Annotated in this window: 20 protein-coding genes; 9 read left to right on the top strand and 11 right to left on the bottom strand. The window is 64.6% G+C overall.

Going from position 1 to position 18,642, the window contains the following annotated elements; all coding sequences use genetic code 11:
* Positions 1-22: 22 nt before the first annotated feature.
* Both AC07UC_RS12205 and petA read right to left on the bottom strand, forming a co-directional pair.
* The gene (locus AC07UC_RS12205) at positions 23-1,324 is read right to left on the bottom strand and encodes a cytochrome b (protein ID WP_140771444.1); all 1,302 of its coding nucleotides are present in this window, start codon (positions 1,322-1,324) and stop codon (positions 23-25) included.
* A 16-nt stretch (positions 1,325-1,340) separates the two neighbouring features.
* Entirely contained in the window at positions 1,341-1,901 is a 561-nt protein-coding gene (petA, locus tag AC07UC_RS12200) for a ubiquinol-cytochrome c reductase iron-sulfur subunit (RefSeq protein WP_140771445.1), read from the bottom strand.
* A gap of 315 nt (positions 1,902-2,216) precedes the next feature.
* Here petA and AC07UC_RS12195 point away from each other — a divergent pair, with 315 nt between their 5' ends.
* On the top strand, positions 2,217-2,561 hold the full coding sequence (locus AC07UC_RS12195; RefSeq protein ID WP_140771447.1) for a cupin domain-containing protein: 345 nt from the start codon (positions 2,217-2,219) through the stop codon (positions 2,559-2,561).
* Positions 2,562-2,564: 3 nt separating this feature from the next.
* Here AC07UC_RS12195 and AC07UC_RS12190 read toward each other — a convergent pair whose 3' ends face one another.
* Genes AC07UC_RS12190 through AC07UC_RS12170 form a run of 5 tightly spaced genes read right to left on the bottom strand, consistent with a single transcriptional unit; the run spans position 2,565 to position 7,568 of the window.
* Positions 2,565-2,876 (bottom strand): DUF6665 family protein, encoded by a 312-nt coding sequence (locus AC07UC_RS12190; RefSeq protein ID WP_494905897.1) that lies wholly within the window; start codon positions 2,874-2,876, stop codon positions 2,565-2,567.
* A 1-nt stretch (position 2,877) separates the two neighbouring features.
* Positions 2,878-3,372: a GNAT family N-acetyltransferase gene (locus tag AC07UC_RS12185; RefSeq protein WP_494905896.1), complete on the bottom strand. Its 495-nt coding sequence runs from the start codon at positions 3,370-3,372 to the stop codon at positions 2,878-2,880.
* Between the two features lie 4 nt (positions 3,373-3,376).
* Positions 3,377-5,260, bottom strand: a complete 1,884-nt coding sequence (locus AC07UC_RS12180; protein WP_140771453.1) for an ABC transporter ATP-binding protein — start codon at positions 5,258-5,260, stop codon at positions 3,377-3,379.
* Positions 5,257-7,143 carry an ABC transporter ATP-binding protein gene (locus AC07UC_RS12175; protein ID WP_494905894.1) on the bottom strand — a complete coding sequence of 629 codons (1,887 nt, stop codon included), beginning with the start codon at positions 7,141-7,143 and terminating at the stop codon, positions 5,257-5,259. The genes AC07UC_RS12180 and AC07UC_RS12175 overlap by 4 nt, the downstream gene beginning before the upstream one ends.
* A 29-nt stretch (positions 7,144-7,172) precedes the next feature.
* Entirely contained in the window at positions 7,173-7,568 is a 396-nt protein-coding gene (locus AC07UC_RS12170; RefSeq protein WP_140772747.1) for a hypothetical protein, read from the bottom strand.
* A gap of 446 nt (positions 7,569-8,014) precedes the next feature.
* Here AC07UC_RS12170 and AC07UC_RS12165 point away from each other — a divergent pair, with 446 nt between their 5' ends.
* The 3 genes from AC07UC_RS12165 (at position 8,015) to AC07UC_RS12155 (ending at position 9,309) form a co-directional block, all read left to right on the top strand.
* Entirely contained in the window at positions 8,015-8,473 is a 459-nt protein-coding gene (locus tag AC07UC_RS12165) for a tRNA (cytidine(34)-2'-O)-methyltransferase (protein WP_494905892.1), read from the top strand.
* Positions 8,474-8,632: 159 nt separating this feature from the next.
* Positions 8,633-9,076 (top strand): redox-sensitive transcriptional activator SoxR, encoded by a 444-nt coding sequence (gene soxR / locus AC07UC_RS12160; RefSeq protein WP_140771459.1) that lies wholly within the window; start codon positions 8,633-8,635, stop codon positions 9,074-9,076.
* Positions 9,077-9,108: 32 nt separating this feature from the next.
* On the top strand, positions 9,109-9,309 hold the full coding sequence (locus AC07UC_RS12155; RefSeq protein ID WP_494905890.1) for a hypothetical protein: 201 nt from the start codon (positions 9,109-9,111) through the stop codon (positions 9,307-9,309).
* A 6-nt stretch (positions 9,310-9,315) separates the two neighbouring features.
* On the opposite strand, the gene AC07UC_RS12150 is transcribed toward AC07UC_RS12155, so the two are convergent.
* On the bottom strand, positions 9,316-9,573 hold the full coding sequence (locus tag AC07UC_RS12150; protein ID WP_023770299.1) for a hypothetical protein: 258 nt from the start codon (positions 9,571-9,573) through the stop codon (positions 9,316-9,318).
* A 209-nt stretch (positions 9,574-9,782) separates the two neighbouring features.
* On the opposite strand from AC07UC_RS12150, the gene hemF reads away from it, so the two are divergent.
* Together hemF and AC07UC_RS12140 are read left to right on the top strand one after the other, a co-directional pair.
* Entirely contained in the window at positions 9,783-10,697 is a 915-nt protein-coding gene (hemF, locus tag AC07UC_RS12145) for an oxygen-dependent coproporphyrinogen oxidase (RefSeq protein WP_202326114.1), read from the top strand.
* 165 nt (positions 10,698-10,862) lie between these two features.
* Positions 10,863-11,048 carry a DUF1059 domain-containing protein gene (locus tag AC07UC_RS12140; protein ID WP_056578017.1) on the top strand — a complete coding sequence of 62 codons (186 nt, stop codon included), beginning with the start codon at positions 10,863-10,865 and terminating at the stop codon, positions 11,046-11,048.
* A 161-nt stretch (positions 11,049-11,209) separates the two neighbouring features.
* Here the strand turns inward: AC07UC_RS12140 and AC07UC_RS12135 are convergent, their stop codons facing one another.
* The 3 genes from AC07UC_RS12135 to AC07UC_RS12125 are packed head-to-tail and all read right to left on the bottom strand — an operon-like array spanning position 11,210 to position 13,733.
* Positions 11,210-12,475 carry a CCA tRNA nucleotidyltransferase gene (locus tag AC07UC_RS12135; protein WP_494905887.1) on the bottom strand — a complete coding sequence of 422 codons (1,266 nt, stop codon included), beginning with the start codon at positions 12,473-12,475 and terminating at the stop codon, positions 11,210-11,212.
* Positions 12,472-13,104: a CoA pyrophosphatase gene (locus AC07UC_RS12130; RefSeq protein ID WP_140771467.1), complete on the bottom strand. Its 633-nt coding sequence runs from the start codon at positions 13,102-13,104 to the stop codon at positions 12,472-12,474. Before AC07UC_RS12130 ends, AC07UC_RS12135 begins: the two co-directional genes overlap by 4 nt.
* Positions 13,104-13,733 (bottom strand): DUF1285 domain-containing protein, encoded by a 630-nt coding sequence (locus AC07UC_RS12125; protein WP_056578021.1) that lies wholly within the window; start codon positions 13,731-13,733, stop codon positions 13,104-13,106. Before AC07UC_RS12125 ends, AC07UC_RS12130 begins: the two co-directional genes overlap by 1 nt.
* A 142-nt stretch (positions 13,734-13,875) precedes the next feature.
* Between AC07UC_RS12125 and AC07UC_RS12120 the strand changes: the two genes are divergently transcribed.
* Genes AC07UC_RS12120 through AC07UC_RS12110 form a run of 3 tightly spaced genes read left to right on the top strand, consistent with a single transcriptional unit; the run spans position 13,876 to position 18,640 of the window.
* Complete coding sequence (locus AC07UC_RS12120; protein ID WP_056578023.1) at positions 13,876-14,880, top strand: AAA family ATPase; 1,005 nt, start codon at positions 13,876-13,878, stop codon at positions 14,878-14,880.
* On the top strand, positions 14,880-15,821 hold the full coding sequence (locus AC07UC_RS12115) for a DUF58 domain-containing protein (RefSeq protein ID WP_140771469.1): 942 nt from the start codon (positions 14,880-14,882) through the stop codon (positions 15,819-15,821). Before AC07UC_RS12120 ends, AC07UC_RS12115 begins: the two co-directional genes overlap by 1 nt.
* Positions 15,818-18,640, top strand: coding sequence for a DUF4159 domain-containing protein (locus AC07UC_RS12110; RefSeq protein ID WP_494905884.1), 2,823 nt, complete (start codon positions 15,818-15,820; stop codon positions 18,638-18,640). Before AC07UC_RS12115 ends, AC07UC_RS12110 begins: the two co-directional genes overlap by 4 nt.
* Positions 18,641-18,642: the final 2 nt, after the last annotated feature.

Below are 18,642 nucleotides of genomic sequence, written 5' to 3'. Positions count from 1 at the left end.
ATCCCCTTAGATTCTCTACCGCTCAGCCCTTGGTCTGTGGTGCGGCCGTGGCGCCCGCCGGATGCCCGCTGCCACCCTTGTTCTTCTCCAGCACCGCCTCGGTAATCGAGTTCGGCAGCCTGCGCGGCGTCTCGATCAGGCCGAGAACCGGCATGATGATCAGGAAGAAGGCGAAGTAGAACAGCGTTGCCATCTGCGCCATGAACACATAGCTGCCTTCCGCCGGCTGCGAGCCCAGCCAGCCAAGCAGGATGGCATCGGCCACGAACAGCCAGAAGAACAGCTTGTACCAGGGCCGGTAGACGGCCGAGCGCACCTTGGAAGTGTCGAGCCACGGCACCAGGAACAGCATGGCGATGGCGCCGAACATGCACAGCACGCCGCCGAGCTTGGAGTTGATCGGCCCGATGTTGAAGGTGATGGCGCGCAGGATCGCGTAGAACGGCAGGAAGTACCATTCAGGGACGATGTGGGCTGGGGTCTTCAGCGGGTTGGCGACCGTGTAGTTGTCCGGATGGCCGAGATAGTTCGGCAGGTAGAAGACGAAATAGGCGAAGAAGAACAGGAACACGATCATGCCGAACGCGTCCTTGATAGTCGCGTAAGGCGTGAAGGCGACGGTGTCGGTCTTCGACTTGACCTCGATGCCGGTCGGGTTCGACTGGCCCACGACATGCAGCGCCCAGACGTGCAGCACGACAACGCCTGCGATCATGAACGGCAGCAGATAGTGCAGCGCGAAGAAGCGGCCGAGCGTCGGATTGTCGACGGCGAAGCCACCAAGCAGCAATTGCTGGATCCACTCGCCGACCAGCGGTATGGCGCTGAAGAAGCCGGTGATGACGGTGGCGCCCCAGAAGCTCATCTGCCCCCATGGCAGCACGTAGCCCATGAAGCCGGTCGCCATCATCAGGAGGTAGATGATGCAGCCCAGGATCCACAGCAGTTCGCGCGGTGTCTTGTAGGAGCCGTAATAGAGGCCTCGGAAAATGTGGATATAGACGGCGACGAAGAAGAACGAGGCGCCGTTGGCATGCATGTAGCGCAACAGCCAGCCGGAATTCACGTCGCGCATGATCTTCTCGACCGAATCGAAGGCGAGCGTGGTGTCGTTCGAGTAGTGCATGGCCAGCACGATGCCGGTCAGGATCTGAGCCACCAGCATGATCGACAGGATGCCGCCGAAGGTCCACGCATAGTTGAGGTTGCGCGGCACCGGATAGGCGACAAAGCTGTCATAAACCAGCCGCGGCAGCGGCATGCGGGCGTCGAACCAGCGTCCGAGACCGGTTTTGGGCGTATAGGTCGAGTGTCCCTCGCTCATCGAAATATCCCCTGCCTCAACCGATAAGGATCTTGGTATCGGAAATGAACTTGAATACCGGCACAGCCATGTTCTCTGGCGCCGGGCCTCTCCGGATGCGGCCGGCGGTATCGTATTGCGAACCATGGCATGGGCAGAACCAGCCGCCGAAATCGCCTTCCTGGCCGAGCGGGATGCAACCCAGATGCGTGCAGACCTGAACCATCACCATCCAGGCTTCCTTGCCGGGCGTGGTGCGGTTGGCGTCGGTCGCCGGCGCGTCCGCGGGCAGATTGGCGTTGCGGGCGATCGGATCCTTGAGATCGGAAAGGTTGACGGCCTCGCCGTCCTTCATTTCCTTTTCGGTGCGGTTGCGCACCACCACCGGCTTGCCGCGCCACTTGACGATCAAGGACATGCCCGGCGTCAGCGAGGCGACGTCGACTTCAACCGAGGCGAGCGCCAGCGTCGAGGCATCGGGGCGCATCTGGTCGATGAACGGCCAGGCGACGGCACCGGCTCCGACCACGGCCGCCATGCCGGTGGCGACGTAAAGAAAATCTCGACGATTGGGATCGTGGATGTCGGTTGCGCTCACGGGTGCCTGATCCTTTCGCCTCTTCCGCGCCGGTGGCCGAGCCTTGTTCCCCGCTCAATCACGCCAACCCGACAGCGCATGGCGAACAGGCTAGCGAATTCCTCCGGCATTTGGACTTCGGTTTATGCGTGAAGCCCGTTTTTGTCCAGACGGGTCAAGGCACAAGGGCAGATTGTCGCGGGGACAAAATCCCCTATTGCGCGGCAAGGCGGGCAACGGCCGCGAAAGGAGGCTAAACAACCGGGAAATATCAGCAAAATCCGGCGTCCTTGTTTACCTCGACACAGGACACCGGTGTGATCTATCTTCCCTGGCATGGCGCACGTCATCGACCGCGAGGAATGGGCCGTTCGTTCCGACCGCTGGAAGGGCGAGCTGCAATGCGGTGCCTACGGCTCCAACTCCTGCCTGATCTTCAACTACCTGCCCGATGTCGGCGGCGGCCCGCGGCTGCACTCCCATCCCTATGCGGAGATTTTCATCATCCGCCAGGGCACCGGCCTGTTCACCATCGGCGATAAGGAAATCGAGGCCTCCGCCGGCCAGATTGTCATCGTGCCACCTCACACGCCGCACAAATTCACCAATCTCGGTCCGGGGCCGCTGGAGACCACCGACATCCACGAGAACGGCAGCTTCATCACGAAATGGCTGGAGTGATCCCTACATGGCGCCGAGCCTGACCAGGACGGCTTTGGGGATGTCGTATTCGCGGATCACGGCGTCGTGCTTTCGCAGGCCGCACAGTTCTCGCTGGATGAAATAGCCATGCACCGCGGCGGCCGCCTCCTTGAGCAGAAGGGGGCGCAACTGTTCGTCGCCATTGTCGCGCAGTCTGGCCAGGGTTTCTTCCACGCGCCGTCCGGCACGGCCGAGCGCGGCCGCCTTCTCGGCCAGGACCTCATGGCCAAGCGCGTCGAAGGCCGCTTCAGCGGCCGAGGTGCCGGCAAGATGAGATGGCGGACGCAAGGACATTTCAGTTCCCCTTTCCGAACACCATGCGGTGGGTGACGAATTCTTCGCCTTCCACGCGCTGAAAGCCAAGCCGTTCATAGAAAATGAAGGCTTCCGGCGGCGCGCGGGTGTTCAACACGGTGAAATAGCGGCGTGCCCGATCGATGACGGTCTCGACCAGCATGCGGCCAAGGCCGGCGCGACGGTGGGGCGCGCCGACGAACAGGTGCCGGACCCGGCCATGCTCCCTGCCCTCGACATAAGGATCAATGTTCAGCCCGCACACACCGGCGAGTTCGGCGCCATGCCATGCCCCGAACAGCGCCTCGCCTCGCTTCAGGAACTTGTTGCGGCCGCCAGAGCTATTCCCCCGTGTCCAGCCATCCGCCAGCCGCACCAGCATCCAATAGCCTTCCAGCCGGCTCTCGTCCTTCAGCTTGTCGAAGGCCGGCGTGGTCGGCTGCAGCCGCTTGATCTCATAACCGATCCCTGGGCTGGCCCTGAGCGTTCCACCCATGCGCCTACTCCGCCGGCCGCGTCTCTTCGAGCACGCTTTCCTCGTGATAGAGGAAGCCGCCGGACTGCCGCTTCCACAGCCGCGCATAGAGCCCGTCGAGCGCCACCAGTTCGTCATGCGTGCCTTGTTCGACGATCCGGCCGCCATCCAGCACCACCAGGCGGTCGAGCGCGGCGATCGTCGACAGCCGGTGGGCGATGGCGATGACCGTCTTGTTCTCCATCAGCCGGGTGAGGTTCTCCTGGATCGCCGCCTCAATGTCGGAATCGAGCGCCGAGGTCGCCTCGTCGAGGATCAGGATCGGCGCGTCCTTGAGGAAGACACGCGCGATCGCCACCCGCTGGCGCTGGCCGCCCGACAGTTTCACGCCGCGCTCACCGACAAAGGCCTCGTAGCCGGCACGGTCCCGGTTGTCCCGCAGACCCAGGATGAAATCATGCGCCTCGGCCTTCCTGGCCGCCGCGATCACCTCGGCATCGGTCGCGTCGGGCATGCCGAGCTTGATGTTGTCGCGCAGCGAGCGGTGGAACAGGGCGGTGTCCTGGCTGACGACGCCGATATTGGCGCGCAACGAGTTCTGCGTCACCTGGGAAACATTCTGGCCATCGATGGTTATGGAGCCGCTTTCCAGGTCGTAGAGCCGCAGGATCAGATTGGCGAGCGTCGTCTTGCCCGCACCCGACGGCCCGACCAGCCCGACCTTCTCGCCCGGCCGCACGACAAGGTCGATGCCGTTCAGCACCCCGAACCCCTTGCCGTAGTGGAACTCGACATTCTTCACGTCGATGCGCCCGCCGGCGACGACGAGCTCCTTCGCATCGGGTGCGTCGGTGAGCCCGAGCGGCTGCGAGATCAGCGCCTTGGAATTCTCCAGCACGCCGAGATTCCGCAGAATGCTGTTGAGCTGCATCATCAGCCGCCCGAGCAGCATGTTGAGCCTGAGCACCAGCGACAGCGTGAAGGCGACCGCGCCGACTGTGATCGAGCCCTCGACCCAGAGATAGACGGCAAAACAGCCGATCGCCGTGATCATGATGCCCGACAAGGTCGTCAGCGCCATGCGCACGCCGGTCAGCCTGCGGGTGAAAGGACGCAGCGCGTCGAGATAGATGTCGAAGCCGTTCCTGATGTAGCGGTCGTCGCCATCGGCCGCGAACAGCTTCAGCGTCTGCACGTTGGAATAGGAATCGACGATGCGGCCATTGATCATCGAGCCCGCCTCGGCGGTCGCCTCGGCGTGCTTGCGGATCGCCGGCAAATAGAGCCTGGCCAGCCAGCCAAAGGCCACGATCCAGATCACCACCAGCGCCGCCAGCCTGAGATCGAGCCCCGCGACCAGCGCCAGCGTCGTGACCGTATAGACGAGCATGAACCAGACGACCTCGATGAAGCTCTCCATCAGGTCGCCGGTGGCCTGGCCCGCCTGCCAGACCTTGGTGGCGATGCGGCCGGCGAAATCGTTCTGGAAGAATGCGTAGGACTGGCGCGAGACGTGGCGATGCGCCTGCCAGCGCACCAGATTGTAGAAACCGGGCGTGATGGTCTGCTCGTCGACCAGCGCCGACAGGCCGACGACGATGGTGCGGATGACCAGCACCACCACGACCATGAAGACAAGCTCCGGGCCGGCGGCGGTCCACAGCGCATGCCAGCTGCGCTCGCCGGGAAGCTGGTCGAGAATATCGACCAGCCGCCCGACGAAGTAGAACAGGCCGGCTTCGACCAGCGGCGCGATGCCGCCGATGACCAGCATGGCGAAGAAGGCGAATTTCGCCTGGCCGACATAATGCCAGAGGAAACCGCCGACGCTCGCCGGTGGCCGAAGATTCGCCGGCTCCCTGAACGGATAGACCCAGTTCTCGAACCAGCGATAGACGGCTGTCATCATTCGGCAGCTCGGCCCTTTGCAATTGCGTCGTTGGCGACTTCGGCCGGTATATCCTCGAGCAGGAACCCGCCCGACTGGCGTTGCCAGAGCTGCGCGTAAAGCCCGCCTTTGGCGACCAGTTCGTCGTGCGAACCTTCCTCGATGACACGACCCTGATCCATCACCACAAGCCTGTCCATCGCCGCGATGGTCGACAGCCGGTGCGCGATCGCGATGACGGTCTTGCCCTGCATGAGCTTGTAGAGATTCTCCTGGATGGCCGCTTCGGCCTCGGAATCCAGCGCCGACGTCGCCTCGTCAAGGATAAGTATCGGTGCATCCTTCAACATAACGCGAGCGATGGCGATGCGTTGCCGCTGGCCGCCGGACAATTTGACACCACGGTCGCCGACATAGGCGTCAAACCCCTTGCGGCCGTTGTGGTCCGAAAGTCCGCCGATGAAGTCCAGAGCCTCTGCCCGCCGCGCCGCCTCGACGAGCATCTCGTCGGTGGCGTCGGGGCGGCCATAGAGGATGTTCTCGCGCACCGAACGATGCAAAAGCGAGGTGTCCTGCGTGACCATGCCGATCTGGGCCCGCAGCGAATCCTGTTTCACGCCGGCGATCTCCTGGCCGTCGATCAGGATCCGGCCGCCCTCCAGGTCGTAGAAGCGCAGCAAGAGATTGACCAGCGTCGACTTGCCGGCGCCCGAGCGGCCGACAATGCCGACCTTCTCGCCGGACTTCACCGCCAGCGACAGGTTTTCGATGACGCCTTTCTGCTTGCCGTAGTGGAAGCGGATATCCTCGAAACGGATCTCACCCTTGGAAACGGCGATCTCCTTCGCATCCGGCCTGTCCTCGACAAGGCGCGGCAGCGAGATCGAGGCGATGCCGTCATGCACCGTGCCTATGTTCTCGAACAGGCCCGACATTTCCCACATGATCCATTGCGACATGCCCCACATCCTGAGCACCAGGCCGATGACCACGGCGACCGCGCCGATCGTCACCACTTGCCCCATCCACAGCCACAACGAGATGACGGTGACCGAGAACAGGAGCAGCGCGTTCAGTATGTAGAGTGTGCCGAAAAGCACCGTCACCAGCCGCATCGACCGGTAGACCGTGTCGAGGAAGCCCATCATGCCTTCCCTGGCGAAAGTGGCCTCACGGCGCGCATGGGAAAACAGCTTGACCGTCTGGATGTTGGAGTAGCTGTCGACAACGCGGCCGGTCATGATCGAGCGCGCATTGGCCTGCTCCTCGCCGACCTTGCCCAGCCGGGGAATGAAGAAGCGCAGCAGCAGTATGTAGCCGACCAGCCAGACGCCCAGCGGCGCGGCCAGCCGCCAGTCCGCCGAACCGACGATGAACAGCATGCCGAGGAAGTAGACGATGACGTAGTTCAGGACGTCGATCACCTTGATGACGCATTCGCGCACGGCGAGCGCCGTCTGCATCAGCTTGGTGGCGATGCGGCCGGCGAACTCGTCCTGGTAAAAGCTCATCGACTGCTTGAGCAGGTAGCGGTGCACCTGCCAGCGGATGCGCATGGGATAGTTGCCCATCAGCGTCTGCTGGTTGAGCAGCGAATGCAGCCACACCGTGCCCGGCAGCGCGAACAGCACGATGAAGGCCATGCCGGCGAGCTTCCAGCCCTCCGTCTGCAGGAAGGTTTCGCGATTCTGCCCCGACAGCCAGTCGACGATGCGGCCAAGGAAGCCGAACATCCACACTTCCGCGATGGCGATCGCCGTCACCAGCACCGCATCGATGAGGATATAGGGCCATGCCCCGCGCGTATAATGCAGGCAGAAGGCAACCAGGGTCTTGGGCGGCTCGACCGGTTCCGCTGCGGGGAACGGATCGAGCCTTCTTTCAAACCAGCTAAACAACAACATAAGTCATGCCTGTAAAATCTGTTTTCCGCTCACGCGGCTTGGCGACGTACGAAGTCCCCGGCCCGCATGGCGCCGAGGGCCGACGGTCCGGAATCACCCGGACCGTCGGCCCTGCTTCGCGCTATATAGGGGTTCGCGGGCTTTTCGCCGACAGGCTCGTTTGCCGATCCTGACGGCGCGGTATCGACAAGCCGGATTTTCGCGCCCGGTCGGATCAGCCGGATGATCCGGCGCACCAGCGACGGCCGGCTCGGATCGGGAACCGCGCGCGAGAAATCGACATCCGGCAGCATGCCGCGATGCGGGCGGCGGCGGACTTCGGCATGGACCGCCGACGAGTAGGTGTCGCCTATCAGCAGCGCCCAGGTCGGCAGCCGGTGGATATGCAGGCTCCTGGAGCCCGGTATTCTGTAGGGATCGAACATCGGTCCGTCCTCCGTGTGAAAATAGAGATAAAAAGGCGAAGCAACATCCTCCGCCGGCATTCGGCCGGAGGCGTGGGTTGCGTCGGTCCGGACACGACGCCAGGCATCGGTCTGGACATGTTCAGATTGGGCGTTCAGCCCTTTTGACTTTTTGAAAAACATCGCAGGATTCCTTCGAGAGCCGAAAAGGTGTTTCGGCGGGAATCGGTGCGATCAAGTCTTAGAGAGTCAGGAGAATCGTCGTACCGAAACCGCCGGCAGGCGTACAAGCCCACGAGAGGGGCGCTGGATGTGCATGGTCATCATGAATTACCCCTCCATCGGTTCGGGTTGACAATGCTGGCCGTATACCCGACTTCGCAAAATATGGCCACCCGCAGGTCCAGGAATTTCCAAAACCGAGAGGCCCCTGTGGCCGATCTGCCACTTATTAGAAGGACGCGGAAATGAACAATCGTCTCCGCATCGCGCTCTACCAGCCTGACATTGCCGGCAATACCGGGACAATCCTGCGCTTCGCCGCTTGCCTCGGGCTCGGCGTCGACATCATCGAGCCGGCCGGCTTTCCGCTCTCCGACAAGGCGCTCAAGCGCGCCGGCATGGACTATCTCGAAATGGCGGCCCTGACCCGCCATGTCGACTGGCAGGCCTTCGAGGATTGGCGCAAGGCCGGCGCGCACCGGCTGGTGCTGCTGTCGACTAAAGCCACGGCCGCCTATACCGGCTTTACCTTCGCCGACGGCGACATCCTCTTGTTTGGCCGCGAATCCGCAGGCGTGCCGGATCCTGTCCATCAGGCGGCGGATGCGCGGCTGACCATCCCCATGCAGGGCACCGCGCGCAGCATAAACGTCGCGTTGTCCGTCGCCATGGTGGCGGGCGAAGCCATCCGGCAGCTCGGATAGGATCGGCGGCCCGTCGACAGCGCCCTTGCCGTTGCCGACGACAGTGGTTTCTCCGGTCATTCTCACCCAGGCGCACATCGCCTTCTCCTGTCATTTGCCCGATCAGCATTTCTTCGCTACAAGCTCAACTTAACTTGAGGTCAAGCGGAAAAGTCGGAAATGGCTCCAGTAACGGAATTGACGGTCGGCCAGGTGGCCATGCGCAGCGGCGTCGCGGTATCGGCGCTGCATTTCTATGAAGCGCGCGGGCTGATCCGCAGCCATCGCACGTCGGGCAACCAGCGGCGCTACGGCCGCGATGTGCTTCGGCGGGTGGCGATCATCCGGATCGCCCAGGAGGTCGGCATCTCGCTTGCCGAGATCGGCGAGGCACTGGCATCACTGCCGGAAGGCCGCACGCCGACGCGCGACGACTGGAGCCTGCTTTCAACAGCCTGGCGCGATGGGCTCGACCACAAGATCGCTCAGTTGAAGAAACTGCGCGACGGGCTGACCGACTGTATCGGCTGCGGCTGCATGTCTATCGACAAATGCCCGTTGAGGAACAAGGGCGACCGGCTGGCAAGGGAAGGCACCGGCGCGAGACGGCTGGTGGCACGCTGAGTGGAATGCGGCGCGACAAAGGAGGCAGGTGAGTGCTGGGACATCTGATTCAAGCAGAGGAAGGGACGCAGCTGATCACGATCTACCGGGTCGACTCCGGCGGCATGCCAACCCTGTACACCTCAGTGAGTTTCGAGGAGGCGCGGAACATGGGGTTCGAGAAATTCGGCCGGCTACTTGGCGAGAACCTGATCTTGGATTCTCCAGGATTGCGCGACCTGTTCTCGTTGTGACAGCAATCAATCCGCCGCCGGCAACCGCCTGATGGTGAACTCGATCAGGTCGCCCGGGCGCTCGAACCAGCTTTCGATCTCGGTCCAGTAGGCTTGCTTGGGAAAGCGCTCGAACCATTCCTTGGCCTTGAGCCGCGCATCGGAGCGCGGCAGGACGAAGGTTTCGCGCAGGAAACCGTCGCGCGGCATGCGTGCGCGCTCGGCCCGGCTTTGATCGAGCCTTTTCTTCAAGCCATCCAGCGGCGGTCTTGCCGGGGTGCGCACGAAAAAACTCCTTGCACCGCAGCGCATGATCCGAAACCGGGTTTCGGGAAGGATCACGCGCAAAACCAAAGTCCAGCAGCGTTCCCTGCGCGTCCAATAGACGCGCGGCGCCGCGGCGGGACTTGACCCTGTTCCTCAAGAGATTAGGGATCGCGCCCGGAAAAGACGAGTCTTTTGTCGACTCACCGCCCCGCAATCGGAGACGGCACTTGGAACGACCCGAAATACCTGCCGGCCTGCCCGCCGACATCGAAGAGAAGAAGATGAAGGCCCGCTTGTGGTTCGAGGCGCTGCGCGAACGCATCTGCGGCGCCTTCGAGCAGATCGAGCAGGATCTCCAGGGTCCACTGGCCTCATGGTCCCCGGGCCGTTTCGAGAAGACGCCCTGGGAGCGTGACCAGGGCAAGGGCGGCGGCGGCACCATGTCGATGATGCATGGCCGCGTCTTCGAGAAGGTCGGCGTCCACACCTCGACCGTTTATGGCGAGTTCTCGCCTGAATTCAGGAAGCAGATGCCCGGCGCCGAGGAAGACCCGCGCTTCTGGGCATCCGGCATTTCGCTGATCGCGCACCCCTGGAATCCCAACGTGCCGGCCGTGCACATGAACACGCGCATGGTGGTGACCTCGCGCCAATGGTTCGGCGGCGGCGCCGACCTGACCCCGGTGCTCGACCGTCGCCGCACCCAGGACGATCCCGACACTGTCGCCTTCCACCGCGCCATGCAGTTCGCGTGCGAGAAGAACGCCGGCGTCGCCGACCATCCGAAATTCAAGACCTGGTGCGACGAGTACTTCTTCTTAGCCCACCGCAACGAGCCGCGCGGCACCGGCGGCATCTTCTTCGACTGGCTGCATTCGGGCGAGGAGAAAGGCGGCTGGAATGCCGACTTCAACTTCGTCCAGGATGTCGGGCGCTCCTTTCTTGTCGTCTACGGCCACCTCGTGCGCGCCAACTTCAACGAGAACTGGACCGACGGCGACCGCGACGAACAGCTCATCCGCCGTGGCCGCTACGTCGAATTCAACCTGCTTTACGATCGCGGCACCATCTTCGGCCTGAAAACCGGCGGCAATGTCGCCTCGATCCTGTCCAGCCTGCCGCCGGAAGTCCGCTGGCCGTAAATGTCAGGTAAGCGCAAGGCGCACGGAGCTTTGATGCAACCAGACCGCCGCTTACGTGTTATCGTCTTTGCTCCGCTCACGGTCCAAAGGCCTCACTTGTAATCGACCGTGGGCCAAAGAGTGGCGGAGCCTTGACCGGCTCCACGGAGGAAAAGGAGAAATCCGATGAAGCAATTCCACTGCGGGTCGCTCGTTCCCGGCTGTGACTGGCACACCCGTGCCGACGAGGAAGCCGAAGTGATGCGCCGTGCCGTCGAGCATATGCGCGAGACGCATGGCGAGACTGTTATCCGCGAAACGATGATCGAGGCGATCCGCTCGCGCATCGAAAAAGTCCGCGACGCAGCCTGACTTGAAGCATTCCCCGAGGAATCGCTGCTAGAGGCAATTCCAGGAAAAGTGTGAGCGGTTTTCCCGGGACAAGCGCGTAGCGCTTGCCCTTGGGAATTGCGTCAAAACAAGGGGTTAGAGCGGTTCGCCGTTTGCGTGAAACGGTGAAATGCTCTAATACCCTATCCGGCGTTCAGGGCTTGCGCGGCGCGTTCGAGCAGCGCGCCGCGGTCCGGCGCAAATCCGGCGTCGATCCATTCCGCCTCGAGGTTCTTGAGGATTTCGCCCAGCTTCGGCCCTGGGGTCGCGCCGAGCGCCGTCAGATCGGCCCCTTTCAGCGGAAACACCGGCTTTTCCCATTTGAGCGCGAAGGCCAGCAGGCGCGAAAAGCCGCCGGCCTCCAGCAGCGCGTCATTGTTCTCGACAGCGCGCACCCGCGCCGCCGCAAGCGACAGCCGCAGGCGATCGACAAACCCTTTCCGGTCGCCGCGATAGAGCCGCTTGGCCAGTTCGCCCTCGGTGATCTTCGGCTCGACGGCGGTCGTGAGTGCCCAATGGCGCAGGCGGTGTGCTTCATCAGTCGAAAACCGGAGCCGCTCGGCAAGCGTTTGCATGCGCGCGGCATCCGGCGGCACGATCGCCTCCAGCCGCAGCAGCGGATCCGCCGCCCAGCCGAGATCCTTTTCGGCCTTGGTCAGCCCATGGATGGCATCGATGCCCCATTTCTCGCTTTCCGGCAGCGCGGTGGTCAGCACACTTGCCTGCCGCATCCACAGCAGCGCCCGCGACGGGTCAGGTGCCGACAAGAGCTTCTTCAGCTCGGACCAGACGCGCTCCGCCGAAAGCTGGACCAAACCCTCCTTCAGCCGGGCGCAGGCCTTCAGCCCTTCGGCGTCCGGCCGGCCCTCGCCATACCAGGCGAAAAAGCGGAAGAAACGCAGGATGCGCAGATAATCCTCACGGATGCGCGCCTCCGGATCACCGATGAAGCGAAGAAGGCGCGCCTCGATGTCGGCGATGCCGCCGACCAGGTCGACGACCGAGCCATCGGCATCGGCATAGAGCGCGTTTATGGTGAAGTCGCGCCGCTCTGCGTCCAGCTTCCAGTCGCGTCCGAACGACACCTTGGCGCGGCGGCCGTCGGTCTCTACATCGGCGCGCAAGGTGGTGACTTCATAGGGCTTGCCGCCGGCGACGACGGTGATCGTACCGTGCTCGATGCCGGTTGGCACCGGCTTGAAACCTTCCGCCCCAGCCCGGCGGATGGTTTCCTCGGGCAAACAGGTGGTGGCGATATCGACGTCGGCGACCGGTTGGCCCATCAGCGTGTTGCGCACGGCGCCGCCCGCGACGCGCGCCTCTTCGCCCCCTTCAGCCAGGGCGGCAAGCAGGCGCTGCAAATGCTTGTCGGTGAGCCAGTCGGCCCTGCCCGCGATCGAAACACTCACGCATAAAGCCTTTCATAGAGCGTACGGATGATGCCGGCGGTGACGCCCCAGATGCGCCGGTCGCCATAGGGCATGTCATAGAAGAACCATTCGAGATCGTTCCACATGCGGCTGTCGCGCTTGTGGTTCAACGGGTCCATCAGGAAGTGCAACGGCACTTCGAAGGCGGCATCGACCTCGTCGGCGTTCAAGGTCAGCTGGAAACCGGGCCGGACGATGCCGAGCACCGGCGCGATCCTGTAGCCGCTGCCGGCGACATAGTCCGGCATGCGGCCGATGATCTCGATGCGGTCCCGGCCAAGCCCGATCTCCTCGAAGGTCTCGCGCAGCGCCGCCGCTTCCGGGCTTGCGTCGGTCGGGTCGATGGTGCCGCCGGGAAAGGCCACCTGTCCCGAATGGCTGCGCAGCTTTTCGGCCCGTTTGGTCAGGAGAACCGTGGCCTCACCATCATGATCGACCACCGGGATCAGCACCGCCGCATTGCGCAGCGCCTTGCCCTGGCTGAGGCGCGGATGGCCAGGATTGAAGCGATGGTCGCCATAGTCGTCACCGGCATGCGCTTGCGGCTGCGCTGCAAAGCGCGCGCGGAAATCCGCCGATGAAAACGGCGCCGGTGACACCTGGTCCATCATGCGCTCAGCCGCTTCAGCTGGCCAGCCGGCATGATTGGAAACACGGCACCCTTCGAGCGGACCGCGAACATGGTCTCGCCGCCGACCTCGATCTCCTCGCCATGCCCGACCAGTTCGTACATGACAGGCCGTGCCACCAGCGCTTCCAGCCGGCCGCGTACCAGCACATAGGGCTTCAGGCCGCCGGTCTCGTTCTCGTCGACGAAGCGCAGCGGCCGCTCCGGTCCGGCCTCGACCACGTCGCCGACATTGGTGCGGAAGGTGATGATCTGTTCCTCGCCGCTGCCCGAAACATCCAGTTCGACGGCGATGAACGGCGCGTCGGCCACCCGGATGCCGACTTTCTCCACCGGCGTCACCAGATAGGTCCTGCCGTCCGCGTCCTTGCGCAGCACCGAGGAGAAAAGCTGCACCAGCGGCATGCGGCCGATCGGCGTTCCCAGGTAAAACCAGGTGCCGTCGGCCTTGATCTCCATGTCGAGATCGCCGCAAAAGTCGGGATTCCAGCGTTCGACGGGGGCCGCGCCCTTGCCGGCCCGCGCCGCGCGCGAGATCAGCGCCTCCAGGCCGCGTGCCTCGGTTGCCTGCGTAAGGCTTTGTTGGCGATGTTCGTCGTGTTCCGTCATCGTCACGAAATAGTCACTGTTGTTCCGCTTGTCAGCCTAAGTCTGCGATTTAAGTTCGACCATAGGCGCTACGCGAGGCCGAATCGCGGCAACCTATGATATGGTGCGGGCCGGTATTTCCAACCAAAGGGATCGATACGACATGAGCGTGATGGTCAAGGAAAGCCCGATCAGCGAAACGGACATGATCGCTGAGGCCGAGAAGGCGCTGGCTGACATTTCCAGGATCCGCGACGGGGTCGGCCGGGTGATCTTCGGCCAGGAGAACGTCGTCGAGCGCACTCTGGTGGCGCTGCTGGCCGGCGGCCACGCGCTGCTGGTCGGCGTGCCGGGCCTTGCCAAGACCAAGCTGGTCGAGACGCTGGGCGTCGTGCTCGGCCTCGATTCGCGCCGCATCCAGTTCACGCCCGACCTGATGCCATCGGACATTCTCGGCTCCGAGGTGATGGAGCAGGACGAGACCGGCAAGCGCTCCTTCCGCTTCATCTCAGGGCCGATCTTCGCCCAGTTGCTGATGGCCGACGAGATCAACCGCGCCTCGCCACGCACGCAGTCGGCGCTGCTGCAGGCCATGCAGGAATATCACGTCACCATCGCCGGCGCCCGCTACGATCTGCCCGCGCCCTTTCACGTGCTGGCGACGCAGAATCCGCTGGAGCAGGAAGGCACCTATCCGCTGCCCGAAGCCCAGCTCGACCGCTTCCTGATGCAGGTCGACATCCTCTATCCCGAAATCGAGGCTGAACGCCGCATCCTCCTGGAAACCACCGGCATCGAGGACGCGAAGGCCCAGAACGTGCTGCAGCCGGCACGGCTGAAGGAGATCCAGACGCTGATCCGCCGCATGCCGGTGCCCGAAAGCGTCGTCGAGGCGATCCTGACCCTGGTGCGCTCGGCGCGTCCGGGCCAGGGCAATGCCGAGACCGACAAGCATGTCGCCTGGGGCCCCGGCCCGCGCGCCAGCCAGGCACTGATGTTGTGCACGCGCGCCCGCGCGCTCTACGATGGGCGGCTGGCGCCTTCGATCGACGATGTGCGAGCCCTGGCCGAGCCGGTGCTGCAGCATCGTATGGCACTGACCTTCGCCGCCCGCGCCGAGGGCACCAGCGTGCGCGATGTCGTGGCGAAGCTTGTGAAAGGGATTTGATGACGCGTATCGGCGAGGTCCAGGCTCCGGCAGCGACGCGCGACGCGCTCGCCCGTGGCCGGTTGCGGGCTTCGCTTGTGCCCGACCTGCTGGTCGAGGCGCGCCGCATCGTCAACACCGTGATCGCCGGCTGGCATGGCCGCCGCAAGCGCGGCATCGGCGAGAATTTCTGGCAGTTCCGGCCCTATGTCGAGGGCGATTCCTCGCGCATCGACTGGCGCCGCTCGGCGCGCGACGACCACACCTATGTGCGCGACCGCGAATGGGAAGCCGCCCATACGGTGTGGCTGTGGGCAGATCCCTCGCCGTCCATGCTCTACAAGTCGACCGGTGCCAGCGTTTCCAAGCAGTCGCGCGCGTTGGTGCTGGCGCTGGCCATGGCCGAGTTGTTGTCGCGCAGCGGCGAGCGCATCGCCTGGCCGGGACTGACCGATCCATTCACGGCCCGCAACGGCGCCGAGCGCATAGCCGCCCAGTTGATGCATGCCGGCGACCTGCCGGCCAAGCCTGATCTGTCGGACATCAGGCGGTTCTGCGACATCGTCATCGCCAGCGACTTCCTCGATCCGGTCGAAGAGACGATGGAATGGCTCGACGTGCTTGCCCGCCACGGCGTGCGCGCGCATCTGATCGAGGTCGCCGACCCGGCCGAGGAAACCTTCCCCTATGCCGGCCGCACCGAGTTCACCGATCCCGAGACCGGCGAAAAACTGACCGCCGGGCGTGCCGAAATGCTCGGCGACGAGTATCGCCTGCTCTACACCGCCCGCCGCGCGGAATTGGCCGGCTGGTGCAAGCGGCTCGGCTGGAGTTTCACCGTCAACCACACCGATCGGCTGGCGTCCGACGCACTGGTGCGCCTGCACATGGCGATGACCGCCGATGGCTCCTTTACCGGGCTGAACGCAGGCAGTGGTCAGCCGGGGAAGGCTGTCGCATGAGTTGGCTGCCGCTCTCCTTTGGCGCTCCGATGGTGCTGTGGGGCCTGCTAGCATTGCCGGTGATATGGTGGCTGCTCAGGCTGACGCCGCCCAAGCCGCAGAGCGAGATCTTCCCGCCGCTGAAGATCCTGGCGCGGGTGCTGAAGCGCGAGGAGACGCCGCAGCAGAGCCCATGGTGGCTGACGTTGCTCAGGCTGCTGATGGCCGCGCTCATCGTCGCGGCATTGGCCGAACCGGTCTTCAACCCGCGCGAGAAGTTGCCGGCCGAGGGTGCAGCCCTTGCGCTGGTCATCGACAATGACTGGGCCAGTGCCGCCGACTGGAACAAGCGCGTCGCCACCGCCGAACGGCTGATCGCCGACGCCGGCTCGAACGGCGTGCCGGTCATCATCGCCTTCACCGCCGAAAAGGCCAATGCGGAGATCGGCCCCTTCGATGCCGCCGCCGCACTCGACCGCCTGCGCGCCGCCAAGCCGCGGCCAATCCCGACCGATCGGCCCGCCGTCTATGCCCGCGTCGCCGGCGTTCTGGAGGGCCTGCCCGGCGCCAGCGTCGCCGTGCTCGCCGACGGCCTGGCGGCCAAGGGCGACGAGGCCGCCTTCAACACGCTGTTGTCGAAAAATGCCGCCCGCATCGTCTGGGCAACCGCCGACCGGCTTTCGCTGACCGGCCTGACCGCCGCCGACAACCAGGTCGACGGCTTTGCCCTCACCGCCATCCGCGCCCCGGGCGACCCGGCCCCCGCGCAGGTCACCGCCGGCGCCTTCGACGACAAGGGCCGCCGCATCGCCGATGCGACGCTGACCTTCGCGCCCGGCGAAGCCACCGCCACCGGCACCATGGCGGTGCCGTTCGAGCTGCGCAATGACTTCGCCTCGATCGCGCTCGACGGCGAGCGCCAGGCGGGCGCGGTGCGCGTGCTCGACGAAAGCTCCAAGCGCCGCCGTGTCGGGCTGCTGTCGCAGGCCGAGGCAGACCAGGCGCAGCCGCTTCTGTCGCCGCTCTACTACATCAGGCGCGCGCTGCAGCCTTTCGCCGACCTGGTCGAACCCTCCAGTGCCGATCTCGCCGACGCCATTCCGCAGATCCTCGACCAGAAGCCGGCGATGATCATCATGGCCGACATCGGCACCATTCCCGCACAGGTCCGGCAAAGGCTGGTCGACTGGGTCGACAATGGCGGTACGCTCGTGCGTTTCGCCGGCTCGCGGCTGGCGGCCGCCGGCAATGACGACGATTTGCTGCCGGTTCGCCTGCGCATCGGCGAGCGTTCGCTCGGCGGCGCGCTGTCATGGACGTCGCCGCAGCCGGTCACCGAATTCCCCAAGGCCGGCCCCTTCGCCGATCTGGCGCCGCCCACCGAGGTCACCGTGAGCAGGCAGGTGCTGGCCGAGCCGACACCCGACATCGTCGAGCGCACCTGGGCGGCGCTCGCCGATGGCACGCCGCTGGTCACCGGGCTGAAGAAAGGCAAGGGCACGCTGGTGCTGTTCCACGTCACGCCCGAGGCGACATGGTCGAACCTGCCGATCTCGGGCAGCTTCGTCGAGATGCTGCGCCGCATCGTCCAGCTGTCGCGCAACCAGGGCGCGGCGATCGCCAATGCCGAAGCCGCCGCCACCTCGCTGGCCCCCTACCGCATGATCGCGGCCGACGGCTCACTGGTGCCGCCGACGCCGGATGCCCGGCCGCTGGTGCCGGGAGCCGGCCCGCTGCCGGTCACCTTCGAGAACCCGCCTGGCCTCTATGGTTCCGAGACCGGCGTCTTCGCCCACAATCTGCTTGATGCCGCAACCACGTTCGAGCCATTGGCGCGCCCGCAAGTCGCCGTTCCGGTCACCACGATCCAGTATGCTTTCGACGAATCCCGCAACCTGAAAGGCGCGCTGGTCGCAGCCGCACTGGTGCTGATGCTGCTCGACACGCTGGCGGTATTCTGGATGGGCGGCCTGTTTTCACGCCGGCCGCGCCGTGCCGGCGCCGTGGCCACCACCACGGCAGTCCTGATTGCCCTTGGCACGCTGTTCGGCCATGCCGACTACGCCCGCGCCGACGATGCCAAGCCGGGCGACGAGGCAGCGATCGCGGCGATCTCCAAGACCCGCATCGCCTATGTGCTGACTGGCGTGCCGGGCGTCGATTCGATCAGCCGCGCCGGGCTTGAGGGCCTGACGCGCTTCCTGATCGAGAAGACCGCGCTCGAACCGGGCGCGCCGGCCGGCGTCGATATTTCGAAGGACGAGCTATCCTTCTATCCGCTGATCTACTGGCCGATCGATCCGGCGGCACCAATGCCGAGCCAGGCCGCGATCGCCCGCATCGATGCCTATATGCAGCAAGGTGGCACGGTGCTGTTCGACACGCGCGACCAGTTCGCCAACGGCATCGGCGCCGATTCCACCAGCCCGGCGACCGAGCGGCTGCGCGACATCCTCGGCAACCTCAACGTGCCGCCGCTGGAGCCGGTGCCGTCGGACCACGTGCTGACCAAGTCCTTCTTCATCCTGCCCGAATTTCCCGGCCGTTTCGCCGGCAGCCCGCTCTGGGTCGAGGCATCGCTCGACGCCAGCAACGCCGATAACCGGCCGGTGCGCACCGGCGACGGCGTCTCGCCGATCATGATCACCGCCAATGATTTCGCCGGCGCCTGGGCGGTCGACGAGAACGGCGACCCTCTGCTGCCGACCGTGCCGGCCGATCCGATGCAGCGCATCTACGCGCTGCGCGCCGGCGTCAACATCATGATGTACATGCTGACCGGCAACTACAAATCCGACCAGGTGCATGTGCCCATATTGCTCGAACGATTGGGGCAATAGCG

This window comes from Mesorhizobium sp. GW821-FHT04C10 (assembly GCF_059420305.1).
Note: the sequence above shows the minus strand (reverse complement) of the source record. Positions and strands in the feature narration are given on the sequence as shown.

Coding starts and splice junctions, on each gene's coding strand:
- AC07UC_RS12125 (WP_056578021.1), bottom strand. CDS start 13,733: ATGACGGAACACGACGAACATCGCCAACAAAGCCTTACGCAGGCAACC.
- AC07UC_RS12185 (WP_494905896.1), bottom strand. CDS start 3,372: ATGGGTGGAACGCTCAGGGCCAGCCCAGGGATCGGTTATGAGATCAAG.
- AC07UC_RS12175 (WP_494905894.1), bottom strand. CDS start 7,143: ATGTTGTTGTTTAGCTGGTTTGAAAGAAGGCTCGATCCGTTCCCCGCA.
- AC07UC_RS12165 (WP_494905892.1), top strand. CDS start 8,015: ATGAACAATCGTCTCCGCATCGCGCTCTACCAGCCTGACATTGCCGGC.
- AC07UC_RS12120 (WP_056578023.1), top strand. CDS start 13,876: ATGAGCGTGATGGTCAAGGAAAGCCCGATCAGCGAAACGGACATGATC.
- AC07UC_RS12110 (WP_494905884.1), top strand. CDS start 15,818: ATGAGTTGGCTGCCGCTCTCCTTTGGCGCTCCGATGGTGCTGTGGGGC.
- AC07UC_RS12140 (WP_056578017.1), top strand. CDS start 10,863: ATGAAGCAATTCCACTGCGGGTCGCTCGTTCCCGGCTGTGACTGGCAC.
- AC07UC_RS12170 (WP_140772747.1), bottom strand. CDS start 7,568: ATGTTCGATCCCTACAGAATACCGGGCTCCAGGAGCCTGCATATCCAC.
- AC07UC_RS12190 (WP_494905897.1), bottom strand. CDS start 2,876: ATGTCCTTGCGTCCGCCATCTCATCTTGCCGGCACCTCGGCCGCTGAA.
- soxR (WP_140771459.1), top strand. CDS start 8,633: ATGGCTCCAGTAACGGAATTGACGGTCGGCCAGGTGGCCATGCGCAGC.
- AC07UC_RS12130 (WP_140771467.1), bottom strand. CDS start 13,104: ATGGACCAGGTGTCACCGGCGCCGTTTTCATCGGCGGATTTCCGCGCG.
- AC07UC_RS12195 (WP_140771447.1), top strand. CDS start 2,217: ATGGCGCACGTCATCGACCGCGAGGAATGGGCCGTTCGTTCCGACCGC.
- AC07UC_RS12115 (WP_140771469.1), top strand. CDS start 14,880: ATGACGCGTATCGGCGAGGTCCAGGCTCCGGCAGCGACGCGCGACGCG.
- AC07UC_RS12205 (WP_140771444.1), bottom strand. CDS start 1,324: ATGAGCGAGGGACACTCGACCTATACGCCCAAAACCGGTCTCGGACGC.
- AC07UC_RS12180 (WP_140771453.1), bottom strand. CDS start 5,260: ATGATGACAGCCGTCTATCGCTGGTTCGAGAACTGGGTCTATCCGTTC.